This window comes from Microbacterium sp. HJ5 (assembly GCF_054824025.1).
Map to the genome: position 1 here is coordinate 1 of NZ_JSYE01000008.1, position 26,625 is coordinate 26,625.

A 26,625-nucleotide genomic window follows, 5' to 3' on the forward strand; every position below is an offset into this window, starting at 1 on the left:
GGGGCGCGCGGGGTCGGCCTCGAGCTTCTTGCGCAGCTGCGACAGGTACAGCCTGAGGTAGCCGGTGTCGGTGACCTGCTCGGTGCCCCAGATGTCCTTCAGCAGCGCCTGCCGCGTGACGAGGGCCCCGGGATTGCGCGCGAGGAACTCGAGGATCTGCCACTCGGTCGGGGTGAGATGCACGGCCGCGCCGGCGCGCGTCACCAGTTTCGCGGCGAGGTCGACGCGCACGTCGCCGAACGAGACGACGGGCTCGTCGGCGGATGCCGGTGCCCGGCGTGAGAGGGCGCGCAGGCGTGCGAGCAGCTCGTCGATCTGAAAGGGCTTGGTGACGAAGTCGTCGGCGCCGGCGTCGAGCGCCTCGACCTTGTCGGCCGAGCCGGTGCGGCCGGAGACGACGATGATCGGCGCCGACGACCAGCCCCGGAGCGCCTCGATGACCTGGACGCCGTCGAGCCGCGGCATCCCGAGGTCGACCATCACGATGTCGGGACGCTCCTTCGCCGCGAGGGCGATCGCGGCGGCGCCGTCGGGGGCGGCCACCACGTCGTAGCCGTGGGCCGCGAGCGTGATGCGCAGGGCGCGGACGAGCTGCGGGTCGTCGTCCGCGACGAGGACCTTCACGTCGCGGCCCTGGCGACGGGGAGGGCGATCACCATGGTCAGTCCTCCTCCGGGGGTGTCCTCGGGCGTGAGCGTACCGCCCATGCCCTCGGTGAACCCCTTCGACAGGGCGAGACCGAGCCCGAGGCCCGTGGTGTTGTCGGTGTCGCCGAGACGCTGGAACGGCGCGAACATCTCGTCGCGCCGCTCGGCGGCGATACCGGGGCCGTGGTCGATCACGCGCAGCTCGGCCCGGCCATCCTGCGCGGCCGTGGTCACCTCGACGCGCGTCGCCGCGGGCGCATGCCGTTCGGCGTTCGCGAGCACGTTCACCATGACCCGCTGCAGCAGGACGGGGTCGGCGGCGACGGGCGGGAGGTCGGGGTCGAGCGTCAGGTCGACCGCGCCGGGTCCGAGCCCGAGCTCCTCGAGCGAAGCGAGCACGACGTCGGCGGCGTCGACGGGGCGCAGCGACACCGCCAGCACGCCGGCCTGCACGCGGCCGACGTCGAGGAGATCGGTGACGAGCGTCGACAGCGCGGCGAGGCTCTCGTCCGCGGTCTCGACGAGCTCGTGGCGGTCCTCGTCGCTCAGCGTGGGACCGGCCGCGCGCAGTCCGCCCACGGCGGCGATCGCCGCGGCGAGCGGTCGGCGCACATCGTGGCTGACCGCGGACAGGAGGGCGCTGCGCACCTGGTCGGCGACGGCCAGGGCCTCGGCGGCGCGCGCCGCCCGGGTCAGCTCGGCCCTCTCCAGCGCGGCGCCGAGCTGCGCGACGACGACGTCCAGCAGGCGCCGCTCCGAGGCATCCGGCGCCCGGCCGTGCAGTTCGAGCGCCGCCCGGGGCGCGCCGTCGCGTCGACCCACGGGGACCGACTCGAACCGTCCGTCGCGCACCGGCTCGCCGTCGGTCGCGAGCACCGTGCCGTCGGCGTCGATCAAGCGCACGCCGGCGAGGCCGAACGCCTCGCGGGCGCGGGTGACGAGCGCGGGGACGGCGCTCTCGCCGCGCAGCACGTTGCCGGCGACCGTCGCGAGCAGCTCGGCCTCGGCGGTGGCCCGTTGCGCGATGCGCGCTCGCCGCGCTGCCTGGTCGACGATGTAGCTCACGAGCAGCGCGATCAGCACGTAGAGGAACAGCGCCCACAGGTGGAGCGGGTCGGAGACGGCGACGGTGAACTGCGGTGCGACGAAGAAGAAGTCGAGCGTGAGCCCCGACAGCACCGCGGCGAACAGTGCCGGCCAGATGCCGCCGACGAGCGCGACGACCACCACCAGCAGCTGGAAAGCGAGGACGTCCGACGTGATCGACTCCGGCGTCCGCGCCGAGTAGAGCACCCAGGTCAGCAGCGGTCCGAACACCAGCGCGACGACGAAGCCGAGCACGACGCGCTGGCGGCTGAGCGCGCCGCCGGAGAGTCGCGGCAGCGCGAAGCGGTCGCCCGCGCGCGCGTGCGCCACCACGTGCACGTCGATGTCCCCCGCCTCGCGCACGACGGCCGCGCCGATGCCCGGTCCCGAGAGGGCGGCGGCGATCCGGCTGCGGCGACTGACGCCGATCACGAGCTGCGTCGCCTGACGGGAGCGCGCGAACTCGAGCACCGCGCGCGCGGTGTCGCCGCCCACCACCTGGTGATATGTGCCGCCGAGCGCCTCCGCCAGCTCCTGCTGCGCGGCCAGGTGGGCGGGCTCCGGAGCGCGCGCGTCGTCCTCGCTCGCGACGTGGACGGCCAGCAGCTCGGCGTTCCGCGTGCGCTCGACGAGCCGGGCGGCACGGCGGATCAGCGTCTCGCCCTCGGCGCCGCCGCTGAGCGCGACGACCACGCGCTCACGCGCGCTCAGCGCGCTGTCCATCTCGTCCACACTTCCGATCCAACACCCGTGCACGGCGCCGTCCGCCGATCCTCACGGTTTCCATGCGGAGCGTGCCGTGGCCGCTGTGGACAACGCGAGCGCGAGGGCGCCCCGGTCCCCTACCGTCGAGCCATGATGCAGGGACTCACCGGCTGGCACTTCGTGATCATCTTCTATCTGCTCGTGCTGGCGGTGATCGGGCTCGCGCTGTACCTCGTCGTGCGGCTGGCCGTGCTCCACGCGCTCAAGGCGCACACGAAGTGGAAGGTGCAGTGGCAGGCGAGCGCCGCCGGCGCGTCCGGCCCCGCCCACCCCCTGAACCCGGTCGACCCCGCCGGGCCCGACCCGCTGACCGAGACCTAGGCGCGAGCCAGGTCGTCCTCGAGGGCGACCCACGCGAGCATCGCGCACTTCACGCGCGCGACGTACTTCGAGACCCCCGACAGGGCGGCGGCGTCGAGGTAGACGTCCTCGTCGAGCTCGATCGTGCCGCGCGAGCGCAGCGCCTCGCGGAAGCCGTCGATGAGGGCGGATGCCTCGGCCCGCGGCATCCCGTCGACGAGTTCGGCGAGCATCGAGGCCGAGGCCTGCGAGATCGAGCAGCCGTTGCCCTCCCATGTGACGTCGCGGATGACCTCGCCGTCCTCGGCGAGGCGCAGGCGCAGCGTGATCTCGTCGCCGCACAGCGGGTTGTGCTGGTGGGAGGTCGCGGCGCGACCTTCTTCGTCGGCCAGGCCGAAGCCGACCCGGCGCTTCGAGTGGTCGAGGATGAGCTCCTGGTAGAGCGACTCGAGCCCGCTCATGCGCCCGCTCCGAAGAATGCGCGCACGCCGGCGACGGCGTCGAGGAACTGGTCGATCTCGTCGGCGGTGTTGTAGAGCGCGGCGGATGCCCGCACCGACGCGGTCAGTCCGAAGCGGCGGTGCAGCGGCTGGGCGCAGTGGTGCCCGACGCGCACCGCGATGCCGCGCGCGTCGAGGAACTGTCCCACATCGTGGGCGTGCACGCCGTCGACGTCGAACGACCACAGTCCGACGCGCTCGACCCCGGCGGCATCGCCGAGCAGGCGGATGCCGGGGATGCCCCGGAGCCCCTCCCGCATGCGGGCCTCGAGCGCACGCTCGTGCGCGTGCACCGCGGGCATGCCGACCTCGTCGAGGTAGCGCACGGCGGCGGCGAGGCCGATCGCCTGCGACACGGGCTGGGTGCCCGCCTCGAAACGCTGCGGCGGCGGGAGGTACTTCGCCTCGTCGAGGGTGACCGTCGTGATCATCGAGCCGCCGGTGAGGAACGGCGGGAGCGCCGCGAGAACGTCTGCCCGGCCGTAGAGACCGCCCACCGCGTACGGGCCCAGCATCTTGTGGCCGGAGAACACGGCGAGGTCGATGCCGAGGCCCGGGAGGTCGAGCGGCAGGTGGGGCGCCGACTGGCACGCGTCGAGGACGGTGAGAGCGCCGACCCCCTGCGCGAGGGCGACGAGCTCGGCGACCGGGTTGACGATGCCGAGCACGTTGGAGACGTGGGGGAACGCCACGAGGCGCGTGCGGTCGGTGATGACGGATGCCGCGGCGTCCAGGTCGATCGTGCCGTCGTCGTGCACGCGGATGTGGCGCAGCGTCGCTCCGGTCCGGGCGGCGAGTTCCTGCCACGGGATGAGGTTCGCGTGGTGCTCGCTCTCGGTCACGACGAGTTCGTCGCCGGGCCGCAGGGCGAAGCGCTCGCTCTCGGGGGCACCCCGGCCGAGGGTCGCGTTGCCGATGGCGTAGGCGATGAGATTGAGGCCGGCCGTCGCACCGCTGGTCCACACGAGCTGCTCGGGCCGCGCGCCGACGAACCCGGCGACGGCGGCACGGGCGTCTTCGAAGAGCTCGGTCGCCTCGGCGGCGAGAGTGTGGGCGCCGCGGTGCACCGCGGCGTTCGAGCGGGTGACGAACGCGACCTCGGCGTCGATGACCGCCTGCGGCTTCTGGCTGGTCGCGCCGGAGTCGAGGTAGACGAGGGGGGCGTCGCCGACGCGCTCGCCGAGGAGCGGGAAGTCGGCGCGGATGGCCGTGAGGTCGAGCACGGGCGCGGGAGATGTCACCCTCCCAGGCTACGCGCGTTGCCTGGGCGCCGGGCGGGGGCGGGCGCCCGGGCGGGGACGGGCGCCGGGCGGGGGCGGGACCGGGCAGTGGGATGCCCGGCCCCGCGGTCTCACGCCGAGGGACCGCCGATCCCTGCAGGCTCGCGCGTGCCAGGCTCGCGTGCCTCGGCCTCGTTCGCGGCCGGTGGGCCGGCGGGACGCGTCGCCCGTCGTCCGCTGTGCTGGATCTCGACGGGGGCGGGGCGTCCGGCCCGCTCGTCGCCGGGGAGCGGTCGCGAGCGCCTGCCGTAGATCAGCTCGGACGAGTCGAGCAGCCACGGCACGAGCGTGATCGAGACGCCGTGCACCAGCATGAGCTGCTGGGCGATGCGGCGCGACCGCCGGTTGTGCAGCAGCGACTCCCACCAGTGGCCCACGATGTACTGCGGCAGGTAGACCGTGACCACAGACGACCCGTAGGTCTCGCGGTACTGCTTGATGAACTTCGCGACCGGAGCCGCGTAGGAGCGGTACGGCGACTCGATGATGACGAGCTTGACCGGCACGCGATGCTCTTCCCACTGGCGCTGCAGCTCGGCCGACTCCTCCTCGCTCACCGCGACGTGCACGGCGATCGTCTTGTCGTGCCTCGCGGCGAGGGCGTAGTCGATCGCCTTGAGTACCGGCTTCTGCAGCCGGTTGACCAGGACGATGGCGAGGTCGCCTTCGGCGCCGAAGTGCGTCGTGTCGTCGACCCGGATCTCGTGCTCGACGTCGCGGTAGTAGCGGTTCACGCCGATCATGAGCACCGAGAGCACGGGGATGGCGATGAACACGAGCCACGCGCCGTGTGTGAACTTCGTGATGGTCACGATCAGCAGCACCGAGATGGTCATGGCCGCGCCGAGCGCGTTGATCGCCAGGCCGCTGTAGGCCGAGCGGCGCTCATGATGAGCGGATGCCTGAGCCGCGGCATCCGGTGACAGACCGCGCAGCGCGCGCAGCGAGCGGCGCCAGTGCTTCACCATGCCGATCTGGCCGATCGAGAACGACACGAAGACGCCGATGATGTACAGCTGGATGAGCGTCGTGAGGTTCGCCTGGTAGACGATCAGCACGACGATCGCGGCGACACCGAGGATGATCATGCCGTTCGAGTACACGAGGCGGTCGCCCCGGGTGTTGAGCGCCTTGGGCGCGAAGCCGTCGCGGGCGAGCACCGCGCCCAGCAGCGGGAAGCCGTTGAACGCGGTGTTCGCCGCCAGCAGCAGCACGCAGGCGGTCGCCGCCTGGATGATGAAGAACGGGATCGATCCCATGCCGAAGGTCGCGGCGGCGACCTGTGCCATGAGGCTCGGCTGAGGCTGGCTCTCGCAGTCGAACCCGATGAGGTGGCAGGGGTTCTCCGCGTAGTGCACACCCGACACCAGGGCGAGGGCGGTGAGGCCGGAGAACAGCAGGATCGCGATGCCGCCCATGAGGGTGAGGGTCATCTGCGCGTTGCGGACCTTGGGCTTGCGGAAGGCCGGCACGCCGTTCGACACGGCTTCGACGCCGGTGAGCGCGGAGCATCCGCTCGAGAACGCGCGCAGCACGAGGAGGATGACCGCCGCCTGCGTGAGCTGCTCGGCCTGCACCGCGTACTCGGCGCTCGATACGACCGGCGGGTCTCCCATGAGCGTGCGGGTCAGTCCGACGACGATCATGACGGCGACCGAGCCGATGAAGACGTAGGTGGGGATCGCGAACGCGAACGAGGCCTCGCGCACTCCGCGGAGATTGACGATGATGATGAGCACGACGAAGCCGACCGCGAGCTCGATGCGGCCGGGGTCGAGCTCGGGGATGGCCGAGATGATGTTGTCGACGCCCGAGGCGACCGACACCGCGACGGTGAGCACGTAGTCCACGAGGAGCGCCGCCGCGACGACGACCCCCGGACCCTCGCCGAGGTTCTTCCTGGCGACCTCGTAATCTCCGCCGCCCGACGGGTACGCCTTGATGAGCTGGCGGTAGCTCGCGACGACCACGATCAGCAGCACGACGACGGCGGCCGCGACCCAGGGGGAGAAGGCGAGGAACGCCGTGCCTCCGATCAGCAGGATCATCAGCAGCTCCTGCGGCGCGTAGGCCACGGAGCTGAGCGCGTCGGAGGCGAAGATCGGCAGCGCGCGCTTCTTGGGCAGGAGCTGCTCGTCCATCTTCTCGGACGTCAGCGGGTCGCCCAGGATGAGCCGCTTCGCGCGCGGCTGCTCGCCTGAAGGATCTCGGGGTTCACTCGTCACGGCAGGCGACATTACGCCGCGCCGGAGGGCCGTCGGCCCCATCCTCACGGAATCCATGCGGCCTCTGCGAGGATCTGTGGCGTGGACGACCGTCTGCTCCTCGGAGGATTCGCGATCGCGCTCGGCGTCGTGGCGGGCGTGGTGCTGTTCGTCCCGTTCGTGGCGGTCAGCTTCCGTCGGCGCGGCGGGCTCAGCCTCGGTCGCTTCGCGCTCTGGTTCGCCGCGCTCGTCTACGTCATGGCGGTCTGGACCTACACGGTCCTGCCGCTGCCCGATCCGGACGCGGTGGTCTGCGTCCCGTCGAACCTCGAGCTGTTCGCGTTCGTCGACGACGTGCGGGGCGCGACTCTGCGGCCGGCGTCGGCATTCACGGATCCCGCGGCACTGCAGGTGCTTCTCGACGTGCTGCTGTTCGTGCCGTTCGGCTTCCTCGTGCGCGTGCTCGGCGGCAGGGGGATCGTGGTCGCGACGCTCGCCGGCCTGGGGCTCTCGGCGTTCATCGAGCTCACGCAGCTGACCGGCGTGTGGAGCCTCTACCCCTGCGCGTACCGCGTCTTCGACGTCGACGACCTGGTCACGAACACGGTCGGCGCGATGATCGGGTCGCTTCTCGCGCTCTCGGTGCCGCGTCACCACCGCGGCATGGGGCGGGCGGCCGACGCGGATCGGCCGCGCCCGGTCACTCGGGCCCGGCGCCTGCTCGGCATGGCGTGCGACGCGCTCGCCGCCTGGCTCGTGTTCCTCGCCGTGGGCGTCGTCCTGCAGCTCGTCCTGTACGCGCTCGGCGCGCGTGACGAGGTGCGCGACGGAGGGGCGGCGTCGGCGGCGGCGTCCGTCACGGCGATCGCGGTCTGCCTCGTCGTCGTCCTCGCGACGGGTCGTACGGTCGGGGACCTCGCCGTCGAGCTGCGATTCGAGGGCGGCGGGCTGCCCGGCGGCCTCGCGCGGGTGCTGCGCTTCGCCGCGGGCATCGGCGGACTGACGGTGCTGTTCGCGCTGCCCGGAGCTTGGGACTTCGTCGGCTGGCTCTTCGCGCTGGCGTCGGTGATCCTGGTGTTCGCGACTCGCTCGGGCCGAGGGCTCCCCGGCCTCGCCTCGGGACAGCATCTCGTCGACGCACGCGGACCCATCGATCCCGACACACCGCCGCGGCGGCCCTCCGCGCGCTGGCGCTGATGAGCGGATGCCGCGGGTCGCGGCATCCGGGATCAGTCGCCTGAGGGCGACCCCAGGAACTCGCGCGCCGCCACGACGAGGTTCGCGACGCCGTTGTCGAGGGTCGGCTGCAGCACCGGCGCGAAGAACGGGGAGTGGTTCGTCGGGATGTCGCGCTCGACCGTGCCGCCTGCGACAGCGGCGGCGTAGGCGTCGGGGTCGACGCCGCCCCAGAACCAGAACACCAGCGGGGCGTCGGACTCGCGCGCGAACCACGACACGTCCTCGCTGCCGGTGAACATGCCGGGATCGAGGACGGTGCCCTCGCCGAACGCCGTGTCGAACGCGAGGCGCAGGCGCGCGGTGGCATCGACGTCGTTGATGGTCGGCGGCAGCGAATGGTCGATCGCGATGACGGGGGCCTCTTCGGCGCCGGATGCCTGCGCCTCGGCACGCACGACCCGCTCGACCTTCTCGAGCACGCGGGCGCGCGCCTCGTCGTCGGGGTAGCGCAGGCTCAGCTCGAGCCGCGCCTCGGCCGGAATGATGTTGTTCTTGAGACCGGCGTGGATCGAGCCGACGGTGACGACGGCGACGTCGCGGGGGTCGACCTCACGCGACACGATCGTCTGCAGGCGCATCACGGTCGCGGCCGCCATGACGACCGGGTCGATCGTCGAGTGCGGGCGCGAGCCGTGCCCGCCGCGGCCCAGCAGGGTCACGGTCAGGCCGTCGGATGCCGCCATCTGGGTGCCGCTGCGGACCCCGATCGTGCCGGCGGGAAGCGGTGTGACGTGCTGGCCGAGCACGATGTCGGGCTTCGGGAAGCGATCCAGGACTCCATCGGCGATCATGGCCTGCGACCCGGCGCCGTACTCCTCGGCGGGCTGGAAGACCGCGACGATCGTGCCTGCCCACTCGTCCTTCGTGGCGACGAGCCGCTCGAGCGCGCCGAGCAGCGAGGCGACGTGCATGTCGTGGCCGCACGCGTGCATGACGGGCACGTCGGTGCCGGTCGGGTCGGTGCCGCGGGCCGTGCTCGCATAGTCGAGGCCGGTCTGCTCGGGCACGGGGAGGGCGTCCATGTCGGCGCGGAGCCAGACCACCGGACCCTCGCCGTTGCGGATGACCCCGGCCACGCCGGTCTTGCCGATGCCCTCTTCGTACTCGACGCCCAGATCGGCGAGGTGCTTCGCGACGACGCCGGCCGTGCGGGTCTCCTGGAACGACAGTTCGGGATGCCGGTGCAGGTCGATGTAGAGGGCCTCGAGGTCGATCGTCATGCCTCCGAGCCTAACCGGGCGGTTCCGGCGACTCGGCGGTCAGCCCGGGAGGCGGGCCGTCGAGCCGCGGACGATCAGCTCGTAGGGCAGCTTGCCGGGCAGGTGCGCCGGGGGCGCGGCATCCTTCGCCTCCAGCTCGGCGAGGATCGCGTCGGCCGCCCGCTCGCCCTGGCCGAGCGGGAACTGGTCGACCGTCGTGAGACGGAAGAAGTCGCCGAGCTCATGACCGTCGATGCCGACGATCGAGAGGTCTTCGGGCACGCGGTAGCCGAGCTCGCGGGCCGCGAGCAGCGCGCCGATCGCCATCTCGTCGGACGCCGCGAAGATCGCGGTCGGGCGGCCGCCGGGCTTGCCGAGCAGCTGCTTGGCGGCGCGGAAGCCGCCCTCGATCGTGAAGTCGGCCGGCTCGAAGAGCGACGGCTTCACCTCGATGCCCGCATCGGCGAGCGCCTGCTCGAAGCCCTGCCGACGGTGGGTCGGGATGTGGAAGTCGATGTCGAACTCGGGGCTGGCGCCGATGTGGGCGATCTCACGGTGGCCGAGCGCCAGCAGGTGCTCGGTCGCCAGCCGCGCGACGGCGACGTCGTCGACGGTGAGGGTGGTGAGCCGCGGGTTCGGTCCACCGATCGCGATGACCGGCAGGTCGAGGGCCATGAGCTGCTCGGTCTCCTCGTCGCCGATCTCGATCGAGATCGCGATGACCCCGTCGACGCGCTGGCGGCGCAGGAACGTGTCGAACACGTCCCTGCGTTCGGCGCGGTCGGCAGTCAGGCTGTACAGGGTGATGTCGTACCCGCGCCGCATGAGCGCCGACGCGATGCCGCTCAGCACGGTCGAGAAGAACCAGCGGTCGAGGAACGGGACGAGCACGCCGATGTTCCGGGTGCGGCCCGAGGCGAGGCTCGACGCGGACGCCGACACCACGTAGCCGAGGGTCTTCGCCGCCGCCTCGACCCGTGCCTTGGTCGCGTCGGAGACGTGACCGCGACCGCTCAGCGCGCGCGAGACGGTGGCCGTCGAGACGCCCGCGTCGCGCGCCACCTCGTCGATGCTGACCACGTCGTCACCTCTCTTCGTGCGCCCGGCACGCGTCGCCACCGCCCTCGGGGCAGGCGGGTCTCAGTCGTTCGCGAGCCAGACCGTCGTGTCTGCCGGGAGCTCGCCGTCCGTGACCGGACCGCTCGACGCGATCACGATACCGTCCGGCAGCGGGATGGCCGTGGAGCCGGTGTTGCCGATGACCGTCACGCCGCTGTTGCGGAACGCGACGACGTCCGTGCCGAAGCCCTCGAGCCACTCGAGGCTTCCGGCGCCGAGACCGCGTGCGCGACGCGCCGCGATGAGCGAGCGGTACAGCGACAGCGTCGAGTCGTCGTCGGCGGCCTGCACGTCGCGCGCGAGCGCGGCCCACTCGGCCGGCTGCGGGAGCCAGGAGTCGCCGGCCGGGCTGAAGCCGTAGGCAGGGGCATCCGCCGTCCACGGGATCGGCACGCGGCAGCCGTCGCGGCCGTAGCGCTCGCCGTTCGTGCGGAACCACGTCGGGTCCTGACGGGCGTCGCCCGGGATGTCGATGACCTCGGGCAGGCCGAGCTCCTCGCCCTGGAAGAGGTACGCCGAGCCGGGGAGCGCGAGCATCAGGGTGGTCGCGGCCCGGGCCCGACGCAGGCCCACCTCGGGGATCGGCTTGCCGGGGGACTCCGGTCCGATGCCGTGACCCTGCGGGTTCTCGGCCGTGAGAGCGAGGCGCGACGCGTGGCGCACGACGTCGTGGTTCGAGAGCACCCACGTGCTCGGGGCGCCGACCGCGGCGTAGGCGGCGATCGACTCGGCGATCACCGAGCGCAGGGCGGGGGCATCCCACGCCGTCTCGAGGTAGGCGAAGTTGAAAGCCTGGTGCATCTCGTCCGGACGCACCCACAGCGCGGTCTTCTCCGGCGTCGGCAGCCACGCCTCGGCGCACAGCGCGCGGTCGCCGTCGTACTCGGCGAGAAGCAGGTGCCAGTCACGGTAGACCTCGTGCACGCCGTCCTGACCCCAGTACGGCACATTCGCCTCTTCGCCGCCCATCGAGCCGGCCTCGGGGTCGGGCGTGTAGTCGGGCAGGCCGTCGGCCTTGACCAGGCCGTGGGCGACGTCGACGCGGAAGCCGTCGACACCGCGGTCGAGCCAGAAGCGCAGGATGCGGCGGAACTCGTCGCGCACCTCGTCGTTGGACCAGTCGAAGTCGGGCTGCGACGAGTCGAAGAGGTGCAGGTACCACTGCCCGGGGGTGCCGTCGGCCTCGACGACGCGCGTCCACGCGGGCCCGCCGAACACGGACTCCCAGTTGTTCGGGGGAAGCTCGCCCTCGACGCCCTTGCCGTCGCGGAACATGTAGCGGGCCCGCTCGGCGCTGCCCGGGGCGGCGGTGAGAGCCTGCTGGAACCACTCGTGCTGGTCGGACGAATGGTTCGGAACCAGATCGACGATGAGTCGGATGCCGCGGGCATGCGCCGCCGCGAGCATGTCGTCGAAGTCGCCCAGCGTGCCGAACAGCGGATCGACGTCGCAGTAGTCGGAGACGTCGTAGCCGGCGTCCTTCTGCGGGGAGCGCTGGAACGGGCTCAGCCAGATCGCGTCGACGCCGAGGTCCTGGAGGTCGTCGAGGCGCGAGGTGATGCCGGGGAGATCGCCGACGCCGTCGCCCGAGCTGTCGCTGAACGAGCGGGGGTAGATCTGGTAGATGACGGCGGTGCGCCACCACTCGCTGCCGGTCGTAGCGGTGGGCGCGTCGGCGCGCTCGGCGATCTGCGGAGAAGTCATCGGACCAGGATACTGCAAGCGCTTACATTCGCTATGCGAACAGGCATGATTCATCGGCGACCCCCAGGTGCGGCACCATCCGGGCGGTATCGTGAGGCGGTGACCGAAGCCCTCACCCGTGCCGAGTCGCTCATCCGCACGATCCCCGACTACCCCGAACCGGGCGTGCTGTTCCGCGACATCACCCCCCTGCTGGCGGATGCCTCGGCCCTCCGCACGGTCATCCACGCGCTCATCGCACCCTTCGACGGCGACTTCGACGTCGTCGCCGGGGTCGAGGCCCGCGGCTTCCTTCTCGCGGGCGCCGCGGCGATGGAGGCGGGTGCCGGCCTGGTGCCGATCCGCAAGGCGGGCAAGCTGCCCCGGCCCGCGGCATCCGTCGACTATTCCCTCGAGTACGGCACCGCGACCATCGAGGCGCACGACGACATCCGCGCCGGCATGCGCGTGCTGCTCGTCGACGACGTGCTCGCCACCGGCGGCACGCTCGTGGCCGCCCGGCAGCTCGTGGAGCGGCTCGGCGGAATCGTCGTCGGCACCGCCGTGCTCATGGAGCTCGAGGCGCTCGGCGGCCGCGCCGTCGTCGGCGAGGTCCACACCGTCTTCACCGCCTGACGCGCCGGCCCCGTCTGCGTCACTAGGCTGTGGCCACCGTCGCCGAAGGAGTCGCCGTGTCCGGTCGCCGCAGTATCGTGCCCGTGCTCGCCGTCGTCGTCGCCGGCCTCGCGCTGAGCGCGTGCGCCGCGGACGACTCGAGCACGGAGGGCGGGTTCGCGCTTCCGCGACTGCCGGCCGCCGAAGCGGCGAGCATCGCCCCGGACGCCGCGCCCGTCGACGGCGCCCTGCAGGTGGGACCGAACGGATGCTTCCTCTTCGCGGTGCCCGGGGACTCCGCCGCCGCGGCGCACGGCACGTGGATCGTCTGGCCTGAGACCGCGGAGCAGGACGGCGGCGAGGTCGTCCTCGCCGGCGGCACCCGGCTCGGCGACGGCGACGCGATCGTCGGCTCGGGCGAGATCGTCGAGCTCGCGGAGCTTCCCGACGGCGCGACCTCCGAGTCGTACTTCGGCTCGTTCGGGCGCTTCTGCGGCGCCGATAGGCGCCGTGTGCTGGTGCTGACCGACCTGGGCTGAGCCGCGTCGCGGGGCCGCGAATCACCGTTCCGGGCCCCGGCCGACGGTGATTCGTTCACTCTCGGGACAGACGCAGAAGGACCGGGCCGCGTCCCCTGAGGAACGCGGCCCGGTGTCGGGTGGTGGGTGCGGCCGGCGGATCCCGCCAAGGTGTCTATCCGGCCGCACCTGCCTTGTTTCGGGTTACTCCTCTGCTCGGGGCTGCTCGATGTCATAGATGACCGCGTCGACCGAACGCAGGAGCACGGCGCGGGCGTCGAGGTTCTCGACCCGCTCCGGGATCTGCGTGCGGATGAACCGCAGCTCCGACAGCACCTTCGCCTCGTTCCCGGCGGCCTCGGCGGCCAGGGCACGGTCGACCCGCAGCCCGAGCGACGTGAGCGCGCCCTTCGTGATGTCGCCCGAGGCGCGCAGCGCAGTCAGCGTCGCGTCGAAGTCCCCGATCGACGTCGTGAACAGGAACCGGTCCAGGTCCACGCCGCCGGTAGAGGTGACGACGACCCTGCCCGTGCCCTCGGGCACCTCGATGAGCGGCACCGAGGTCAGCGACCAGTCGCTCGAGTCGACAGCGAACGTCGCGAATGCATCGGCCCCGGCGTCGCCCCAGTGCAGCGACACCTCGCCCTCGCCGGCCGCACGCAGCTCGACTCCCGTGATGCCGCCGAGCTCGATCGGGTCGTAGGCGATCCACTCGCCCGGTCCGAGGTCGGTGAGCTTGCGGAATGCCGAGGCCGTCTCGTCGTCGACAACGGTCACCCCGTCGGACCGGGCGTCGTTGTGCTCGGCCTGCAGCTCGCGCGGGTTGAGCAGCACCGCGTCGTCCGACGTGAGCGCCGGGGCGCCCGTGCCGCCGCCGTCGGTGTACGAGGCGCCGATCTGGCCGTAGATGTTCTCGGTCTCGCCGTGCCCCGCCTCGAGCGACGTCTCGATCTGCGCGGTGCAGCCCGAGCCCGTGAACAGCGGGTGGGTGTGGGTGTTGTCGTGGCCGAGGCCGTAGCTCCACAGCACGCGGCTGCAGTCGATCGTCGTGTTCTCCGGGTCGGTGATCCTCACCTCGAACTCGACGATGTCACCCCAATCCGTGAACGAGCCGTTCACCGGAGACACGATCTCGATCGTCGGGGCGGTGTTGCCCACGGTGATCGTGACCGAGGCGAGGCTCACGCGACCCGACGAGTCCGTCACCTGCACGCGCGCCGCGTACTGCCCGTTCTCCGCGTAGGTGTGCGATGCCGTCGCGGTGCCGGGCGTGAAGGTGCCGTCGCCCTCGACGTCCCACGCGTAGCTCAGCGCGAGCCCGTCGGGGTGCGTCGAGCCGGAGGCGTCGAATTCCACGGCGAGGGGCGCCTGCCCGGACGTGACCGAGGCCTGGAGGTCCACACGCGGCCCCTTCGTGCCCTCGACGTAGTCCACGCGGTACAGGCCGGCGTCGGGGTTCGGGCGGAAGAAGCCGTCACCGTAGTCGAGCACGTACAGCGAGCCGTCGGGGCCGAACTCGAGGTCGATCGGGTTGTCCCACGGCGGCATCCCGGCCGCGTTGAGCGCCGTGTTCGGCAGGAAGTCCTGGATGCGCGTGACCTCGCCGTCCGGGTCGTCCTGCGTGAAGACGAACATGCGGTCGCGGGAGAACTCTCCCATGAAGGCCTTGCCATCCCAGTACGCGGGGAACTTGGTGGTCGCCTCGTTCTCCTCGTCGTAGCGGTACGTGGGTCCGCCCATCGGGCCCTGGCCGCCCGACCCGAACTCGGGCCACGGCTGGTGGGTCGGCTGGTCGCCGTAGTAGAGCTGCGGCGCCGTGGCGCTGGGGATCGTCGACAGGCCCGTGTTGTACGGGCTGTTGTTTACCAGGGTTCCGTCGCAGTCGTACCACGCCCCGGGCACGAGCAGCTCGTAGTCCCAGTCGTTGTAGTTCGCGTTCGGGCCGTGGCAGAACGGCCAGCCGCCGTTGACGGCGACCGTCGTCGACTGCCACTCGACGTAGCCCATCGGGCCACGGTCGGGGTTCGCGGTGCCGGCGTCGGGGCCGTAGTCGCCCCACGTCACGGCTCCGGTGACCGGGTCGGCGTCGATGCGGAAGGGGTTGCGCAGGCCCATCGCGAAGATCTCGGCACGGGTGTTCGCCGTGCCGGGCGCGAAGAGGTTGCCCGACGGGATCGTGTACGAGCCGTCCTCCTGCACGTCGATCCGCAGGATCTTGCCGCGCAGATCGTTCGTATTGCCGGCCCCGCGGCGGGCGTCGAGGCCCGGGTTGTAGCCGACGCGGTCGTTCATCGGCGCCATGCCGTTCGCGCCCGGCGTGCCGGCGGGCGTGTTGTCACCGGTGGCGAGCAGCAGGTTGCCGTCCTTGTCGAACGCGACGTCGCCCGCGACGTGGCAGCACTGGCCGCGCTGCACCTCGACGCGGATGATGTCCTGCTGCGTGGCGAGGTCGAGCGAGTCTGTCTCGTCGTTCCACTTGAACCGGCTGAGCTGGTTGTAGCCGAGCCACTGGTCCCAGTACGAGACGTCGGCCCCCGCCGGCAGCGTGTTGGGCGCCGACCCGGTCGCCGTCGTCGTGGGGTAGTCGCCCTCCATCACGCGGGGCGCGAAGTAGAGGTACACCCACTTGTTCGTCTCGAAGTCGGGGTCGAGCGTGACGGTCTGCAGTCCGTCCTCGGAGTTCGCGTACACGTCGATGGTGTTGACGACGGTCGTGGTGCCGAGCGAGGGGTCGGTGAGGCGCACCTGCCCGTTGCGCGTCGTGTGCAGGACGCGCAGATCGGGGAGGACGGCGAGGTCGATCCCCTCGCCGACGTTCTTCGAAAGGGTGACGCGCTCGTAGTTGGCCCACGTGGTGGCCGAGATCTCGTCGCCGTGATCATGGCCGGGGTGGGCGGCCGCGGGGGCCGCGATGGCGAGGGATGCCGCGACGAGAAGGCCCGTCGCGAGTGCCACGGTTCGTGGCGCTGCAGTGCGCATGTACTGCTCCAGTCGGATTGGGGAGGGTGGCGGGATCCGTTTCTGGAGCCGGGCCGCACGGGAACCGTGCGGCCCGGTGTCGCGGAGGACGAGGCATCCGCTCATCGGCCGACCTGGGGGTGGGCCGTCGTCGTCGGTGGACAGGGAGTGTGGAGGGGGGCGGTTGGACCCGGTTGTTCGGCGCCCCCCTCCGGGTCGGGCGCGGCTCAGCCGCGGAGCGCTGCCAGGTTCGTGTACGACGAAGCGGCGTTCTGCATGGACAGGGCAGGGCTCGCGGGCGCCGGGACCGACGCCGCGTTGTCCTGCTCGTACATCGAGTTGTGGTACCCCTTGGCGCCGACGCGCTGGAAGAAGGTCGTGAAGTCGATGTTGCCCTGACCGAACGGCGTGATGGAGTAGCCGGTCTCGGTGAACAGGCCGTCCTTCGCGTGGAACAGCGGGAACCGCGTGGTCTGCTGCGAGACGAGACCGGCGGGGTCGAAGACGTCGGCGACGACCGAGCCGTCGGCGGCCGTGAACGACTGGAACCGGTACTGCGCGACGTGCGCCCAGTAGATGTCCATCTCGAGGTAGACGTAGTTCGGGTCGGTGTTCTCGAGGAACCACTCCAGGCGCCGCACGCCCGACGATGCCGTCGGACGCCCCTGCGCGTCGAGCGGACCGCTGTCGAGCAGGAAGTTGTACGCCGCGTCGTGGTTGTGCGTGTACAGCTTCAGCCCGTGACCCGCGGCGCGCTCGCCGAGGACGTTCCACCGGTCGGCGGCCGCCTGCCAGTCGGCGAGTAGGCGCTGCCGGTGGGGTCGCTGCCGGTTCCGATGTGGCCGAAGCCGAGGATGTTCGCGATCTCGCACGCGGCGTCGAACGACGCGAGCGTCGCGTCGGTGATCGTGCCCGGGATGCTGCCGTGGTTGCCCTCGGCCTCGAGGCCGTTGTCATCGAGCCACTGGCGCAGCTGCTGCGCGCCGGCGACCGAGTTGAGGTTCCCGCCGGGCGAGTTGACGTTCTGGTTGTAGCCGGCGAACTCGATCTGCTTGTACCCGATGCGGGCGAGATCCTCCAGCACCGCCTTGAACCCCGACGGCAGGGCCGGGTCGGTCGTCAGCGGATTGCGGCTGATCGCGTCGCGCACCGTGTAGAGGATGATGCCGCGCTTGCCGGGAGGCACGAGCACGCCGTTGCCCTTCGCTGCGGCGAGGCCGGCCGCCGCCGCTCCGCCCGAGTGGGCGTGCGCGTGGCCGGTGCCGAGCCCGAACATGGCGGCTGCCGCCATGCCCGTGGTGGCGGCGAGCAGCTGCCGCCGGCTGAGGCCGAGCTTTCGCCCGAGGACTCGTGCGTCCTCTTCGGCCTGGTGGGTGAGGTCGTCCATGATGCTCCCTTGCACGGATCGTTCCAGTGGCGTCGGCGCCATCAGGCAGGGCTGAGGGAGCACCCGTCGCTCCCCCGCGTCGCTCCGTGTGTGTCACGGCACGCCGCTGTGCCTTCCTAGATCATCGCTGACTTTTCTCAGACGCTAGGGCATTTGTATTCTGCGGGTCAAGCAAAAGAAAAATGTCTCTCACGCAACTTTCATCAACAATCGTCAAAAGTTGTTCAGCGCAGGCGAGCGCTGCATTTTCCTGCGGTCGCTACGTCGTTCGACGTCGCTGTCGCAGGAAACTGCCGCACTCGGATGGGGCCCTCCGCGGGGCCGCGCCGGTCAGCCGCCGATGACGACGTTCAGCGGCTCATCGCCGGCGCGCAGGCGCTCGATCTGCGTCCGCACGAGACGCGCGATCCGCGGTGCCATCGCACTCGTGTCGCCGCCGACGTGCGGAGTGATGAGCACGCCCGGAAGCGACCAGAGCGGATGCCCCGCCGGCAGCGGCTCGGGATCGGTGACGTCGAGCGCCGCCCGGATCCGCCCACGCACGACATGGTCGACGAGCGCGTCGGTGTCGACGAGCGAGCCGCGGCCGACGTTTACGAGAAGTGCGCCGTCGGGCAGCGCCGACAGGAACGCGTCGTCGGCGATACGGCGTGTGGCGTCTCCGCCGGGAAGCGTCAGGATCACGATCTCGGCGCGGCCGAGCAGTTCGGGCAGCTCATCCACGCCGTGCACCCGCACGCCGGCCTCGTCGCGCGCGCGGCTCGCGACGACCGTGAGGTCCACCTCGAAACCGGCCAGGCGCGTCGCGACCGCCTTGCCGACGCCGCCGTAACCGAGCAGCAGCACGCGGCGGTCGGCCAGGCTCGGCCGGAACTCGGGCGCCCAGCGGCCGGCTGCCGTATCGACCGCGAACCCGTCGATGCGGCGCTGCGCGGCGATGGCGAGGCCGACCGCGAGCTCAGCCGTCGACGTCTCGTGGACCGTCGCGGCGTTGGCGAACATCAAGCCGTCCGGAAGGAGGTCCTCGACGCCCTCGTACCCGATCGACTGGCTCTGCACGAGGCGGGTGGGAACGCCCTCGAGGCGCGCGAGGACCGTGGCCATCTGCATGTACGGCGGCACCACGATGTCGAAGGACGGGCGGGGCGCGGAACCGTCCATCGGCCACACCACCACGTCGACGTCTTCGGGCAGCTCACCCAGGTCGGCGGCAAGTCTCTCGGTCGGAACGCACACGATCAGGGTCACGCTTCCACGCTAGCGGCGCGGCACGGGCCAGGGCCGCCGCCGACCGACGGGGCGGCGGCCCCCCGACCGCCGCCCCTCGGGTTCATTCCGCGACGAATCCCGCCGGGGCCAGCCACACGGTGGTCTCACCCGCGACCTCGCCGTGAGCGGTGCGGCCGCTCGCGAGCACGACGTCGCCGTCGTGGAGCGCGTAGGGCTCCTCGCCGAAATTCGTGACGATGTGCCAGCCGTTCGGCCGCGCGAAGCGCAGCACGTCCGGTCGCCCGGTCTCGATCCACTCCAGGGCCTCACCGGTCTGCAGTTCGTCGCGCAGTCGGAGCGCCCGACGGTAGAGGGTGAGCGTCGATGCAGGGTCGGCCTTCTCGGCCTGGACCGCGTGCCGGGCGAACCACGCCGGCTGCGGCAGGTGAGCCCCGCCGTCGCCGAAGCCCAGGGAGGCGCCGTCGGTGCTCCACGGGAGCGGGACGCGGCATCCGTCCCGTCCGATCTCCTCCCCTCCGGTCCGGAAGAACGTCGGGTCCTGACGCGCAGCCGCAGGGATGTCGGCGACCTCGTGCAGCCCCAGCTCCTCGCCCTGGTAGAGGTACGTCGAGCCCGGCAGCCCGAGGATGAACAGCGTCGCCGCTCTCGCGCGCCGCGCGCCGCGGTCGCGGTCCAGCAGCGCTTCCTCACCGCCGCCGAGAAGCCATTCGCCGCCGTGCCGCGTGGGCGCTGCGGCGCCCTCGCGCGGCGCGGGAAGCCCGTACCGCGTGGCGTGGCGGACCACGTCGTGGTTGGAGAGCACCCACGTGCTCGACGACCCCGACTGCGCCGCCAGCGCCAGGTTGTCGGTGATGATCCGGCGGAACTCCCCGGCGTCGAACTCGGCCTCGAGCAGATCGAAGTTGAACGCCTGGCCGAGGCTCTCGGGGCGGGCGTACAGGTGGATCCGAGAGGGGTCGACCCATGCCTCGGCCACGGCCGTGCGGGGCGGGTCGTACGAGTCGAACACCTCCCGCCACTCCGCGTAGACCTCGTGCACGTCGTCTCGATCGATGAGCGGATGGCTGCCGTCGCGGGGAATGAGCTCGAGTTCCGCCCGGGAGGGCAGGGGATCGGTGAGGTCCTTCGTGAGCATGTGCGCCACGTCGATGCGGAATCCGTCGACACCGCGGTCCGACCAGAACCGCAGGGTCGTGACGAAGTCCGCGTGGACGTCCGGGTGATCCCAGTTGAGGTCGGGCTGCTCCGCGGCGAAGTTGTGGAGGTACCACTGCCCGGGGCTGCCGTCGGGCTCGGCCACGCGGCTCCAGGCCGGGCCGCCGAAGATCGACAGCCAGTCGGTGGGAGGCAGGCTGCCGTCCGGCCCCGAACCCTCGCGGAAGATGTAGCGCTCGCGCGCGGCCGAGCCACGCCCGGCGGCGACCGCCTCGATGAACCACGCGTGACGGTCGGAGGTGTGGTTGGGAACGATGTCGACGACGACCTTGATGCCGTTGGAGTGCAGGGCGCGCAGCATCTCATCGAAGTCGACGAGGGTGCCCAGGCGTGGATCGACGTTGCGGTAGTCCGCGACGTCGTAGCCGCCGTCGGCGAGCTCCGAGGGATAGAACGGGCTCAGCCACACCGCGTCGATCCCCAGCTCGTGCAGGTACTCGACACGCGAAGTGATGCCGGGCAGATCCCCGAGGCCGTCGCGGTTCGCATCCGCGAAGCTGCGCGGATAGATCTGGTACACGACGGCTTGGCGCCACCATTGCGGGACCGAGGCTGCGAAGACGCCGTCGCGGTCGAGGTCGGTGGAGATTGTCACTGGATGGAGATCCTTTCGTGAGGGGTGACGGTGGTCTGGGGCGCTGTCCGGCGCCGGCTCATCCCTTGACGGCACCCTGCGTGACGCCCTCCATCACCCAGCGCTGGGTGAAGAGGTAGGCGACGATGGCGGGCGCCATGGCCATGAGGTACGACGCGAACGAGACGTTGTAGTTGTTGCTGAACTGGGTCTGGAAGAGGTTCTGCCGGACGGGCAGCGTCTGCAGCGCCGGGTCGGAGATGATGAGTGACGGCATCATGAAGTCGTTCCAGGCGTAGAGGAAGGCGAAGATCCCCACCGTCGCGCTCATCGGCGCCAGGAGCGGGAAGATCAGCTTCCAGAACGTCTGCCAGGTCGTGGCGCCGTCCATGCGCGCGCTCTCTTCCAGCTCGATCGGGATCGAGCGGAGGAACGCCGTGAACAGCAGCACGCTGAAGCTGAGTTGGAACATGGTGGCCAGCACGACGACGCCGACCGGATTGTCGAGACCGACGCGACCGGTGAGCTGGATCTGGGGCAGAGCGACGACCGGGAACGGGATGAACATCGCCGCGAGTAGGTAGAAGAACGAGTACCGGAAGAGCCGTCGGTCCCAGTTGCGCACGATCGCATACGACGCGAAGGCGGCCAGCACGATGGTCGCCGCGACCGTGCCCGCCGTGACGAGCAGCGAGATCAGCGCTCCGACGGGGAACTTGGTGAGGTTCCAGGCCTCGACGAACCCGTCGACGCTGAACGGCGCCGGGAGCGAGAAGGCGTTGCCGTCGACGGCCTGCTCGGTCGTCTTGAACGCCATCGAGACGGTCACGTAGAGCGGGAGAAGGACGGTGACGGCGCAGAGGATGAGGATGATGGTCGCCGACCAGTTGACCCGCTCCATCGCGAATCGTCGGGCGGGGGCCTGCTTCTGCAGCCCGACGGACACGTCGGCCTGCTCGAAGGCGAGGGCCGGCTGGCTTGTGACGGTCATGAGAGCTGATTCCTTCCGCGCGTGAGCGAGAGCTGGAGGACCGAGATGAGGATGGCGACGACGAAGAAGACGGTCGCATTGGCCATCTGGTAGGCGTAGTCGCCGCCGTTGAATCCGGCGATGATCGTCATCGCGATGCTGCGCGTCGCGGTGCCGGGGCCGCCGTTGGTGAGACCGACGATGATGTCGTAGGCGTTGAGGAATCCCTTGAAGCCGAGGATGACGTTGATGACGACGTAGCCGGCGACGAGCGGGAGGGTGATGCGCAGGAGCTGCTGCGTCTTCGAGGCCCCGTCGATGTCGGCGGCCTCGTAGACCTCACCCGGGACCGACAGCAGTCCCGCGATGTAGATGAGCATCGTTCCGGGGATCGCCTGCCAGGCGGTGACGAGGACGATGGCCACCCACGCCAGGTCGGGGTTCGCAAGCAGGCTGGTCTCGAGCCATCCGATCCCCAGCGCGCTCCCCGCGGCGGGGATCGAATTGGAGAAGAGGAAGTTGAAGACGTAGGCGATGATGATGCCCGAGATCACCATCGGGATGACGAAGATCGTGCGCAGGCCGGTCTTGAAGCGGATCCGCGACGTGAGGCCGACGGCGAGCAGGAACGCGACGATGTTGACCGCGATCACCGTGGCGATCGAGAACCCGAAGGTGAACAGATAGCTCTGCAGGATGGCGGGGTCACTGAACAGTGCGATGTAGTTCGTCAGGCCGACGAAGTTCCAGTCGCCGATGCCGATGGAGTCGGTGAAGCTGAAGAAGATGCCGATCGCCCCGGGGACGGTGATCGCGAGGGTGAAGAGGACCAGGCTCGGGAGCAGGAAGAGGTAGTAGATCGGCTCCACCCTCCCGCTGCGCGATGGTCGTCCCTTCCCTCCGGTGACGATCGTCGTGGTGGTGGTCACTTCGAGGACTCCTTCGTCTCGTCGGACGGTGCGGGCTGACGGAAGGCCAGCCGTGCCCAGTCCTGATCCATCGTCCGCAGGACGGATGACGGCGCCGCGCCGAGGACCATCGCCTGCGTGTAGTTGAAGACCGGGATGGTCTTCGGGACCAGCACCGACGGACCCTGGTAGACCTGGCCGGCGTCGTAGTACTCCTGCATGCCCTCGATGCGCGGATCATCCGGCGGCGCGGCGTCGGTCGTGGGCGCGAAGCCGAGCTGTGAGGCGTTGTAGGCCTCGATGATCTCGGGCTGGTAGAGGTGCTCGAGGAACTTCCGCGCGGCGTCCTGGTGCCGAGAGCCCTCGGGGATCATCGCGGCGAGGTCCATGTTCACGCGCACGGCGAGATCGTCCGGGTCGTCCGTCATCGGCAGGGGGAAGGTGCCGAGCTCGAGGTCGGGGGCGGTCTTAGCGATCTCGCCGAACGCCCACGGCCCCTGCAGGTACATCGCTGCCTCTCCGTTGGAGAAGGCCAGGTTCCCGTCTCCGTAGCCGCGGCTCGCGGCGTCGTCGTTCACATAGGTGCTCGTGAGCGCGAGCATCCGGTCCATCGGCTCGGCGAAGTCCTTCTCGAACGAGACGTCCGAGCCGGGGCCGACCTCGGTGCCTTCGGTCGCGAGGCCGCTGAAGAAGTCGATGACGTCGAGCGAGCCGCCGGCGGAGTAGTCGTACCAGCCCTGGCCGATGGTCCAGTCGTCCTTGAAGGTGGCGTAGAAGGGCGTGACGCCCGCCGCCTGGAGCGTCTCGCACACCTCGATCAGCTCGTCCCACGTCTCCGGCACGTCGAGGTCGTTCTGCGCGAAGAGATCCTTGTTGTAGATGACGGATGCCGCCATCACCGAGTACGGGAGGGCGCTGACCCGTCCTTCGCACCGACCGTACTGATCCATCAGCGGTTGGAGGTCATCGCGCACCGTCGCGGCGGCGTCGGTGCCCGACAGGTCGGTCAGCGCGCACCGCTGCACGAAGCGCGCGACCTCGTAGTTGTAGTTCGCGAGCATCAGGTCGGGCGGGTTGCCGCGCACGAAGCTGGCAGAGACCACGTCGACCCCCGACGTGTCCATCTCGACCCGGACGTCGTCCTGCGAGGCGTTGTAATCGGCGACCACGCCGTTCATGAACTCGAGCGCTTCCCGCTTGCTGAACGTGAAGCGGATCGTCTCGCGCCCGTCGGAGGAGCACCCGGCGAGAAGCGCCGTTCCGAGGGCGATCACCGCCGCCGCGGCGGTGATGCGTAGTGCAGTCCGTGACATCTTCGTCCTCCTGCGCAGGTGCGCTTCCTAGAATCTCAAGTAAATAGATTTACTCGCCAAATCAAATCATTCACGGCAGTATGGCATCGCCCGAACGAGAAGGTCAATACCCGTGTCAGCTCCTTTCCTCCCCGCCCCGCCGCGACCCGCGAGTCACGATGCGCTCCTGGCATTCGCCTGGTCGACGCAGGAGTTCACCGCCAGCGAGGCGATGGACGCCACCGGACTCACGCGCTCGACCACCATCGACGCGCTGGACGCGCTCACCGAGCTCGGGCTTCTGCGGGAGCTGCCGAACGCCCGGCTCGCGGGCGAGTACCGCAAGGGGCGGCCGGCGCGGCGATTCTCGCTTCGCGACGACGCCGCGGTCCTCGTGGGGGTGGATGCCGGCCACGTGCACGTCACGGCGGTCGTCGCCGACCTGCGTTCCCGGACGCTTGCGACGCGGCGAGCCACGCTCGAGGTCGATCACGACCCGCCCGCCGCGCGGGCCGCGCTCATCCTCGCCGCCATCGACGATGCGCTGCGCGCAGCGGGTCGCGACCGCGCGGACGTGCTCGCGATGTGCGTCGGGGTGCCGGCGCCCGTGAACGCCGCGGGGCGCTCGCCGCGGCATCCGACCGGCTTCTGGGAGCGCATGAACCCGGACCTCGTCGACGCCCTCGGCTGGGCGCGCAATCTGAGGATCGACAACGACGCGTCGCTGGCTGCTGTCGCCGAGGGGACGCTGGGCGCCGCGGTCGGTTGCCGCGACTACGTCACCCTGCTTGCGGGCACGCGCCTGGGCGCCGGCGTGGTGGTCGACGGCGTGCTCCTGCGCGGTCGCCACGGTGGCGTGGGCGAGATGGTCGCCTTCGACCACGTGGAGGGCGTCGGCTCGGCCGATGGGCTCGGCGCCCGGGTGGCAGCGTGGGCGGCCGCGGCGGCAACGGACACCTCCCGGGCCTCGACGGGCGGCCTCGCGGCGATCCCGGCCGACGAGCTCGACGCGAGGAAGGTCCTCGAGCTCGCCGCTGCCGGCGATCCCGGCGCGCGCGAGATCGCCGAGCGGGTCGGCGTCGTGCTCGCCCGCATCGTCAGCGTGCTCGGGAGCATGTTCGACCCGCAGCGGGTCGTGGTGTCCGGTGGGATCTCGGCCGGAGTGGAGGACGTCGTGGCGGCCGCCCGGCGCCATCTGCCCACCGACCTCGACCTGCCGGCGCCGGAGCTCGTGGTGTCGGCGCTGGGTGCCGACGTCGTGGTCACGGGCGCCGTCGCAGCGGCGTCGGCCGCAGCGCGAGACGGTGCGCTCGACGTGTGGTCGGCGGTCGAGGGCGAGGGGTCCGTCCCGGCCTGACGCCGCGCACGCAACCCCGGCGCGCTGTCGGGTCTCGCCCCGATCGCGGCGCTACGCTCGCCCCGAGCGGCGGCAGCGGGGCCGACCGCCTGACGAAGGAGGCGGAGATGGTCCCCGAGATCAACTACTGGGCTGTGCTCATCGCGACGCTGTCGACCATGCTCGTCGGGTCGGTCTGGTATGCGCCGAAGGTCTTCGGCACCCGCTGGGCGAAACTGGCGAACGTCGACATGAACCGCGAGCAGACCGCGCTGCAGGCGTGGATGCCGATCATCGTCACGGTGTTCGTGAGCTTCGTGTCGGCGTGGGTGCTGGCGGGCGCTTCCAACATCGCGTGGCACTTCTACGGCGGCGGCTACCTGCTCGCATCGCTCGGCACGGCCATCATCCTGTGGGCGGGATTCACGGCGGCCCGGTTCATCACGCACGATCAGTTCGAAGGTCGCCCGACCTCGCTGACCGTCATGAACATCGCCCACGAACTCGTGACGTTCGTGGTCATGGGCGTCATCATCGGCGTCTGGCCGCCGGCCGGCACCGTCTGATCCGGTCCGTGCCGTCTGGTCCGCCGCGATCAGGCGAGCGGATGCCGCGGCTCAGGCCGCCGCGGCGACCACGGCGGCGATCGCCGACGTGAAGAACGGCAGTCCGTCGACGCCGGAGCGCATGGCGTCGGCCGTGTCCGGGCCGAATCCCGGCTCGACCGCGTGCTCGGGGTGGGGCATGAGGCCCACGACGTTGCCGCGTTCGTTCGCGATGCCGGCGATGTCGCGCAGCGACCCGTTCGGATTCACGCCGAGGTACCGGAAGGCCACGAGACCCTCGCCCTCGAGGCGATCGAGCTCGGCCTCCGCGGCGATGTAGCCGCCGTCGGCGTTCTTCAGCGGGATCACGATCTCCTGGCCGGCGGTGAAGCCGCTCGTCCAGGCGGTGTCGGCGTTCTCGACGCGCATGCGCTGGTCGCGGCGGATGAACTGCTGGTGCGCGTTGCGGATGAGGCCGCCCGGCAGCAGGTGGGCCTCGACGAGCATCTGGAACCCGTTGCAGATGCCGAGGATGGGCATGCCCTTGGCCGCGGCATCCTTCACCTCGGTCATGATCGGCGCGAGCGCGGCGATCGCGCCGGCGCGCAGGTAGTCGCCGTAGCTGAAGCCGCCGGGGAGCACGAGCGCGTCGACGCCGTCGAGGTCGTGCGACCCGTGCCACAGCGCGACGGGCTCGGCGCCGGCGATCTCGATCGCGCGCTGCGCGTCGCGGTCGTCGAGGGAGCCCGGGAAGGTGATGACCCCGATGCGCGTCGTCACTCGACGACCTCGACTCCGACCACGTCCTCGATCACGGAGTTGGAGAGGATCTCGTCGGCGACCTTGCGGGCGGTGGCGAGGAGCTCGTCGTCGACCTCGCCCTCGACGGTGAGCTCGAAGCGCTTGCCGATGCGCACCGAGGTGAAGGCATCCTGACCCAGACGCGCGAGGGCGCCGGAGACGGCCTTCCCCTGCGGGTCGAGAAGCTCGGCCTTGGGCATGACGTCGACGACGATGGTGGGCATACGAGAGCTCCGGATGTCGCGGGAAGGGGT

At 70.9% G+C, this 26,625-nt stretch carries 22 protein-coding genes and 1 pseudogene; 6 read left to right on the forward strand and 17 right to left on the reverse strand.

Annotated features, from left to right (window positions below; genetic code table 11):
* Together OB08_RS03320 and OB08_RS03325 are read right to left on the reverse strand one after the other, a co-directional pair.
* The coding region (locus tag OB08_RS03320) for a response regulator (protein ID WP_461472092.1) at positions 1 to 624 on the reverse strand (624 nt) is incomplete at its 3' end.
* Positions 621 to 2,462, reverse strand: a pseudogene (locus tag OB08_RS03325) (ATP-binding protein); the annotation flags it as partial. The gene OB08_RS03320 and the pseudogene OB08_RS03325, both read right to left, overlap by 4 nt.
* Positions 2,463 to 2,588: 126 nt before the next feature.
* On the opposite strand from OB08_RS03325, the gene OB08_RS03330 reads away from it, so the two are divergent.
* The gene (locus OB08_RS03330; RefSeq protein WP_461472094.1) at positions 2,589 to 2,819 is read left to right on the forward strand and encodes a hypothetical protein; all 231 of its coding nucleotides are present in this window, start codon (positions 2,589 to 2,591) and stop codon (positions 2,817 to 2,819) included.
* Here the strand turns inward: OB08_RS03330 and sufU are convergent.
* The 3 genes from sufU to OB08_RS03345 all read right to left on the reverse strand — a co-directional run bounded on the left by sufU (position 2,816) and on the right by OB08_RS03345 (position 6,815).
* Entirely contained in the window at positions 2,816 to 3,259 is a 444-nt protein-coding gene (gene sufU / locus OB08_RS03335; protein ID WP_461472096.1) for a Fe-S cluster assembly sulfur transfer protein SufU, read from the reverse strand. The two genes, OB08_RS03330 and sufU, sit on opposite strands and share 4 nt — an antisense overlap.
* Positions 3,256 to 4,539 (reverse strand): SufS family cysteine desulfurase, encoded by a 1,284-nt coding sequence (locus tag OB08_RS03340; RefSeq protein WP_461472098.1) that lies wholly within the window; start codon positions 4,537 to 4,539, stop codon positions 3,256 to 3,258. The genes sufU and OB08_RS03340 overlap by 4 nt, the downstream gene beginning before the upstream one ends.
* A gap of 110 nt (positions 4,540 to 4,649) precedes the next feature.
* The gene (locus tag OB08_RS03345) at positions 4,650 to 6,815 is read right to left on the reverse strand and encodes an APC family permease (RefSeq protein WP_461472261.1); all 2,166 of its coding nucleotides are present in this window, start codon (positions 6,813 to 6,815) and stop codon (positions 4,650 to 4,652) included.
* Positions 6,816 to 6,884: 69 nt separating this feature from the next.
* Between OB08_RS03345 and OB08_RS03350 the strand changes: the two genes are divergently transcribed.
* Positions 6,885 to 7,979 carry a VanZ family protein gene (locus OB08_RS03350; protein ID WP_461472100.1) on the forward strand — a complete coding sequence of 365 codons (1,095 nt, stop codon included), beginning with the start codon at positions 6,885 to 6,887 and terminating at the stop codon, positions 7,977 to 7,979.
* A gap of 32 nt (positions 7,980 to 8,011) precedes the next feature.
* Here the strand turns inward: OB08_RS03350 and OB08_RS03355 are convergent, their stop codons facing one another.
* The 3 genes from OB08_RS03355 to OB08_RS03365 are packed head-to-tail and all read right to left on the reverse strand — an operon-like array spanning position 8,012 to position 12,043.
* Complete coding sequence (locus OB08_RS03355; RefSeq protein WP_461472102.1) at positions 8,012 to 9,241, reverse strand: amidohydrolase; 1,230 nt, start codon at positions 9,239 to 9,241, stop codon at positions 8,012 to 8,014.
* A gap of 39 nt (positions 9,242 to 9,280) precedes the next feature.
* Positions 9,281 to 10,300, reverse strand: coding sequence for a LacI family DNA-binding transcriptional regulator (locus tag OB08_RS03360; protein ID WP_461472104.1), 1,020 nt, complete (start codon positions 10,298 to 10,300; stop codon positions 9,281 to 9,283).
* A 60-nt stretch (positions 10,301 to 10,360) separates the two neighbouring features.
* Positions 10,361 to 12,043: a glycoside hydrolase family 13 protein gene (locus OB08_RS03365; protein WP_461472106.1), complete on the reverse strand. Its 1,683-nt coding sequence runs from the start codon at positions 12,041 to 12,043 to the stop codon at positions 10,361 to 10,363.
* Between the two features lie 45 nt (positions 12,044 to 12,088).
* Between OB08_RS03365 and OB08_RS03370 the strand changes: the two genes are divergently transcribed.
* A complete protein-coding gene (locus tag OB08_RS03370; RefSeq protein WP_461472108.1) occupies positions 12,089 to 12,658 on the forward strand; it encodes an adenine phosphoribosyltransferase in 570 nt (189 codons plus the stop codon).
* Positions 12,659 to 12,714: 56 nt separating this feature from the next.
* Positions 12,715 to 13,176 (forward strand): hypothetical protein, encoded by a 462-nt coding sequence (locus tag OB08_RS03375; RefSeq protein ID WP_461472110.1) that lies wholly within the window; start codon positions 12,715 to 12,717, stop codon positions 13,174 to 13,176.
* A gap of 183 nt (positions 13,177 to 13,359) precedes the next feature.
* On the opposite strand, the gene OB08_RS03380 is transcribed toward OB08_RS03375, so the two are convergent.
* The 7 genes from OB08_RS03380 to OB08_RS03410 all read right to left on the reverse strand — a co-directional run bounded on the left by OB08_RS03380 (position 13,360) and on the right by OB08_RS03410 (position 23,710).
* Complete coding sequence (locus OB08_RS03380) at positions 13,360 to 16,110, reverse strand: PQQ-dependent sugar dehydrogenase (RefSeq protein WP_461472112.1); 2,751 nt, start codon at positions 16,108 to 16,110, stop codon at positions 13,360 to 13,362.
* Positions 16,111 to 16,340: 230 nt separating this feature from the next.
* Positions 16,341 to 16,985, reverse strand: a complete 645-nt coding sequence (locus OB08_RS03385) for a sugar phosphate isomerase/epimerase family protein (protein ID WP_461472114.1) — start codon at positions 16,983 to 16,985, stop codon at positions 16,341 to 16,343.
* 845 nt (positions 16,986 to 17,830) lie between these two features.
* Complete coding sequence (locus tag OB08_RS03390; protein WP_461472116.1) at positions 17,831 to 18,748, reverse strand: 2-hydroxyacid dehydrogenase; 918 nt, start codon at positions 18,746 to 18,748, stop codon at positions 17,831 to 17,833.
* A gap of 82 nt (positions 18,749 to 18,830) precedes the next feature.
* The gene (locus tag OB08_RS03395) at positions 18,831 to 20,540 is read right to left on the reverse strand and encodes a glycoside hydrolase family 13 protein (RefSeq protein WP_461472118.1); all 1,710 of its coding nucleotides are present in this window, start codon (positions 20,538 to 20,540) and stop codon (positions 18,831 to 18,833) included.
* 58 nt (positions 20,541 to 20,598) lie between these two features.
* Positions 20,599 to 21,420, reverse strand: a complete 822-nt coding sequence (locus OB08_RS03400; protein ID WP_461472263.1) for a carbohydrate ABC transporter permease — start codon at positions 21,418 to 21,420, stop codon at positions 20,599 to 20,601.
* 86 nt (positions 21,421 to 21,506) lie between these two features.
* The gene (locus OB08_RS03405; RefSeq protein ID WP_461472120.1) at positions 21,507 to 22,418 is read right to left on the reverse strand and encodes a carbohydrate ABC transporter permease; all 912 of its coding nucleotides are present in this window, start codon (positions 22,416 to 22,418) and stop codon (positions 21,507 to 21,509) included.
* Positions 22,415 to 23,710: an ABC transporter substrate-binding protein gene (locus tag OB08_RS03410; RefSeq protein WP_461472122.1), complete on the reverse strand. Its 1,296-nt coding sequence runs from the start codon at positions 23,708 to 23,710 to the stop codon at positions 22,415 to 22,417. Before OB08_RS03410 ends, OB08_RS03405 begins: the two co-directional genes overlap by 4 nt.
* Before the next feature lie 112 nt (positions 23,711 to 23,822).
* Here OB08_RS03410 and OB08_RS03415 point away from each other — a divergent pair, with 112 nt between their 5' ends.
* Together OB08_RS03415 and OB08_RS03420 are read left to right on the forward strand one after the other, a co-directional pair.
* Positions 23,823 to 25,046: an ROK family protein gene (locus tag OB08_RS03415; RefSeq protein ID WP_461472124.1), complete on the forward strand. Its 1,224-nt coding sequence runs from the start codon at positions 23,823 to 23,825 to the stop codon at positions 25,044 to 25,046.
* Positions 25,047 to 25,153: 107 nt separating this feature from the next.
* Positions 25,154 to 25,591: a DUF1761 domain-containing protein gene (locus OB08_RS03420; protein WP_461472126.1), complete on the forward strand. Its 438-nt coding sequence runs from the start codon at positions 25,154 to 25,156 to the stop codon at positions 25,589 to 25,591.
* 51 nt (positions 25,592 to 25,642) lie between these two features.
* On the opposite strand, the gene purQ is transcribed toward OB08_RS03420, so the two are convergent.
* The gene (purQ, locus tag OB08_RS03425; protein WP_461472128.1) at positions 25,643 to 26,350 is read right to left on the reverse strand and encodes a phosphoribosylformylglycinamidine synthase subunit PurQ; all 708 of its coding nucleotides are present in this window, start codon (positions 26,348 to 26,350) and stop codon (positions 25,643 to 25,645) included.
* Entirely contained in the window at positions 26,347 to 26,595 is a 249-nt protein-coding gene (purS, locus tag OB08_RS03430) for a phosphoribosylformylglycinamidine synthase subunit PurS (protein WP_461472130.1), read from the reverse strand. Before purS ends, purQ begins: the two co-directional genes overlap by 4 nt.
* Positions 26,596 to 26,625: the final 30 nt, after the last annotated feature.

Bases quoted from the DNA above. Each gene is read 5' to 3' on its own strand.
- OB08_RS03365 (WP_461472106.1), bottom strand. From the start codon at position 12,043: ATGACTTCTCCGCAGATCGCCGAGCGCGCCGACGCGCCCACCGCTACG.
- OB08_RS03420 (WP_461472126.1), top strand. From the start codon at position 25,154: ATGGTCCCCGAGATCAACTACTGGGCTGTGCTCATCGCGACGCTGTCG.
- OB08_RS03355 (WP_461472102.1), bottom strand. From the start codon at position 9,241: ATGACGATCGACCTCGAGGCCCTCTACATCGACCTGCACCGGCATCCC.
- OB08_RS03370 (WP_461472108.1), top strand. From the start codon at position 12,089: ATGATTCATCGGCGACCCCCAGGTGCGGCACCATCCGGGCGGTATCGT.
- OB08_RS03345 (WP_461472261.1), bottom strand. From the start codon at position 6,815: ATGTCGCCTGCCGTGACGAGTGAACCCCGAGATCCTTCAGGCGAGCAG.
- OB08_RS03400 (WP_461472263.1), bottom strand. From the start codon at position 21,420: ATGGAGCGGGTCAACTGGTCGGCGACCATCATCCTCATCCTCTGCGCC.
- purS (WP_461472130.1), bottom strand. From the start codon at position 26,595: ATGCCCACCATCGTCGTCGACGTCATGCCCAAGGCCGAGCTTCTCGAC.
- OB08_RS03330 (WP_461472094.1), top strand. From the start codon at position 2,589: ATGATGCAGGGACTCACCGGCTGGCACTTCGTGATCATCTTCTATCTG.
- OB08_RS03410 (WP_461472122.1), bottom strand. From the start codon at position 23,710: ATGTCACGGACTGCACTACGCATCACCGCCGCGGCGGCGGTGATCGCC.
- sufU (WP_461472096.1), bottom strand. From the start codon at position 3,259: ATGAGCGGGCTCGAGTCGCTCTACCAGGAGCTCATCCTCGACCACTCG.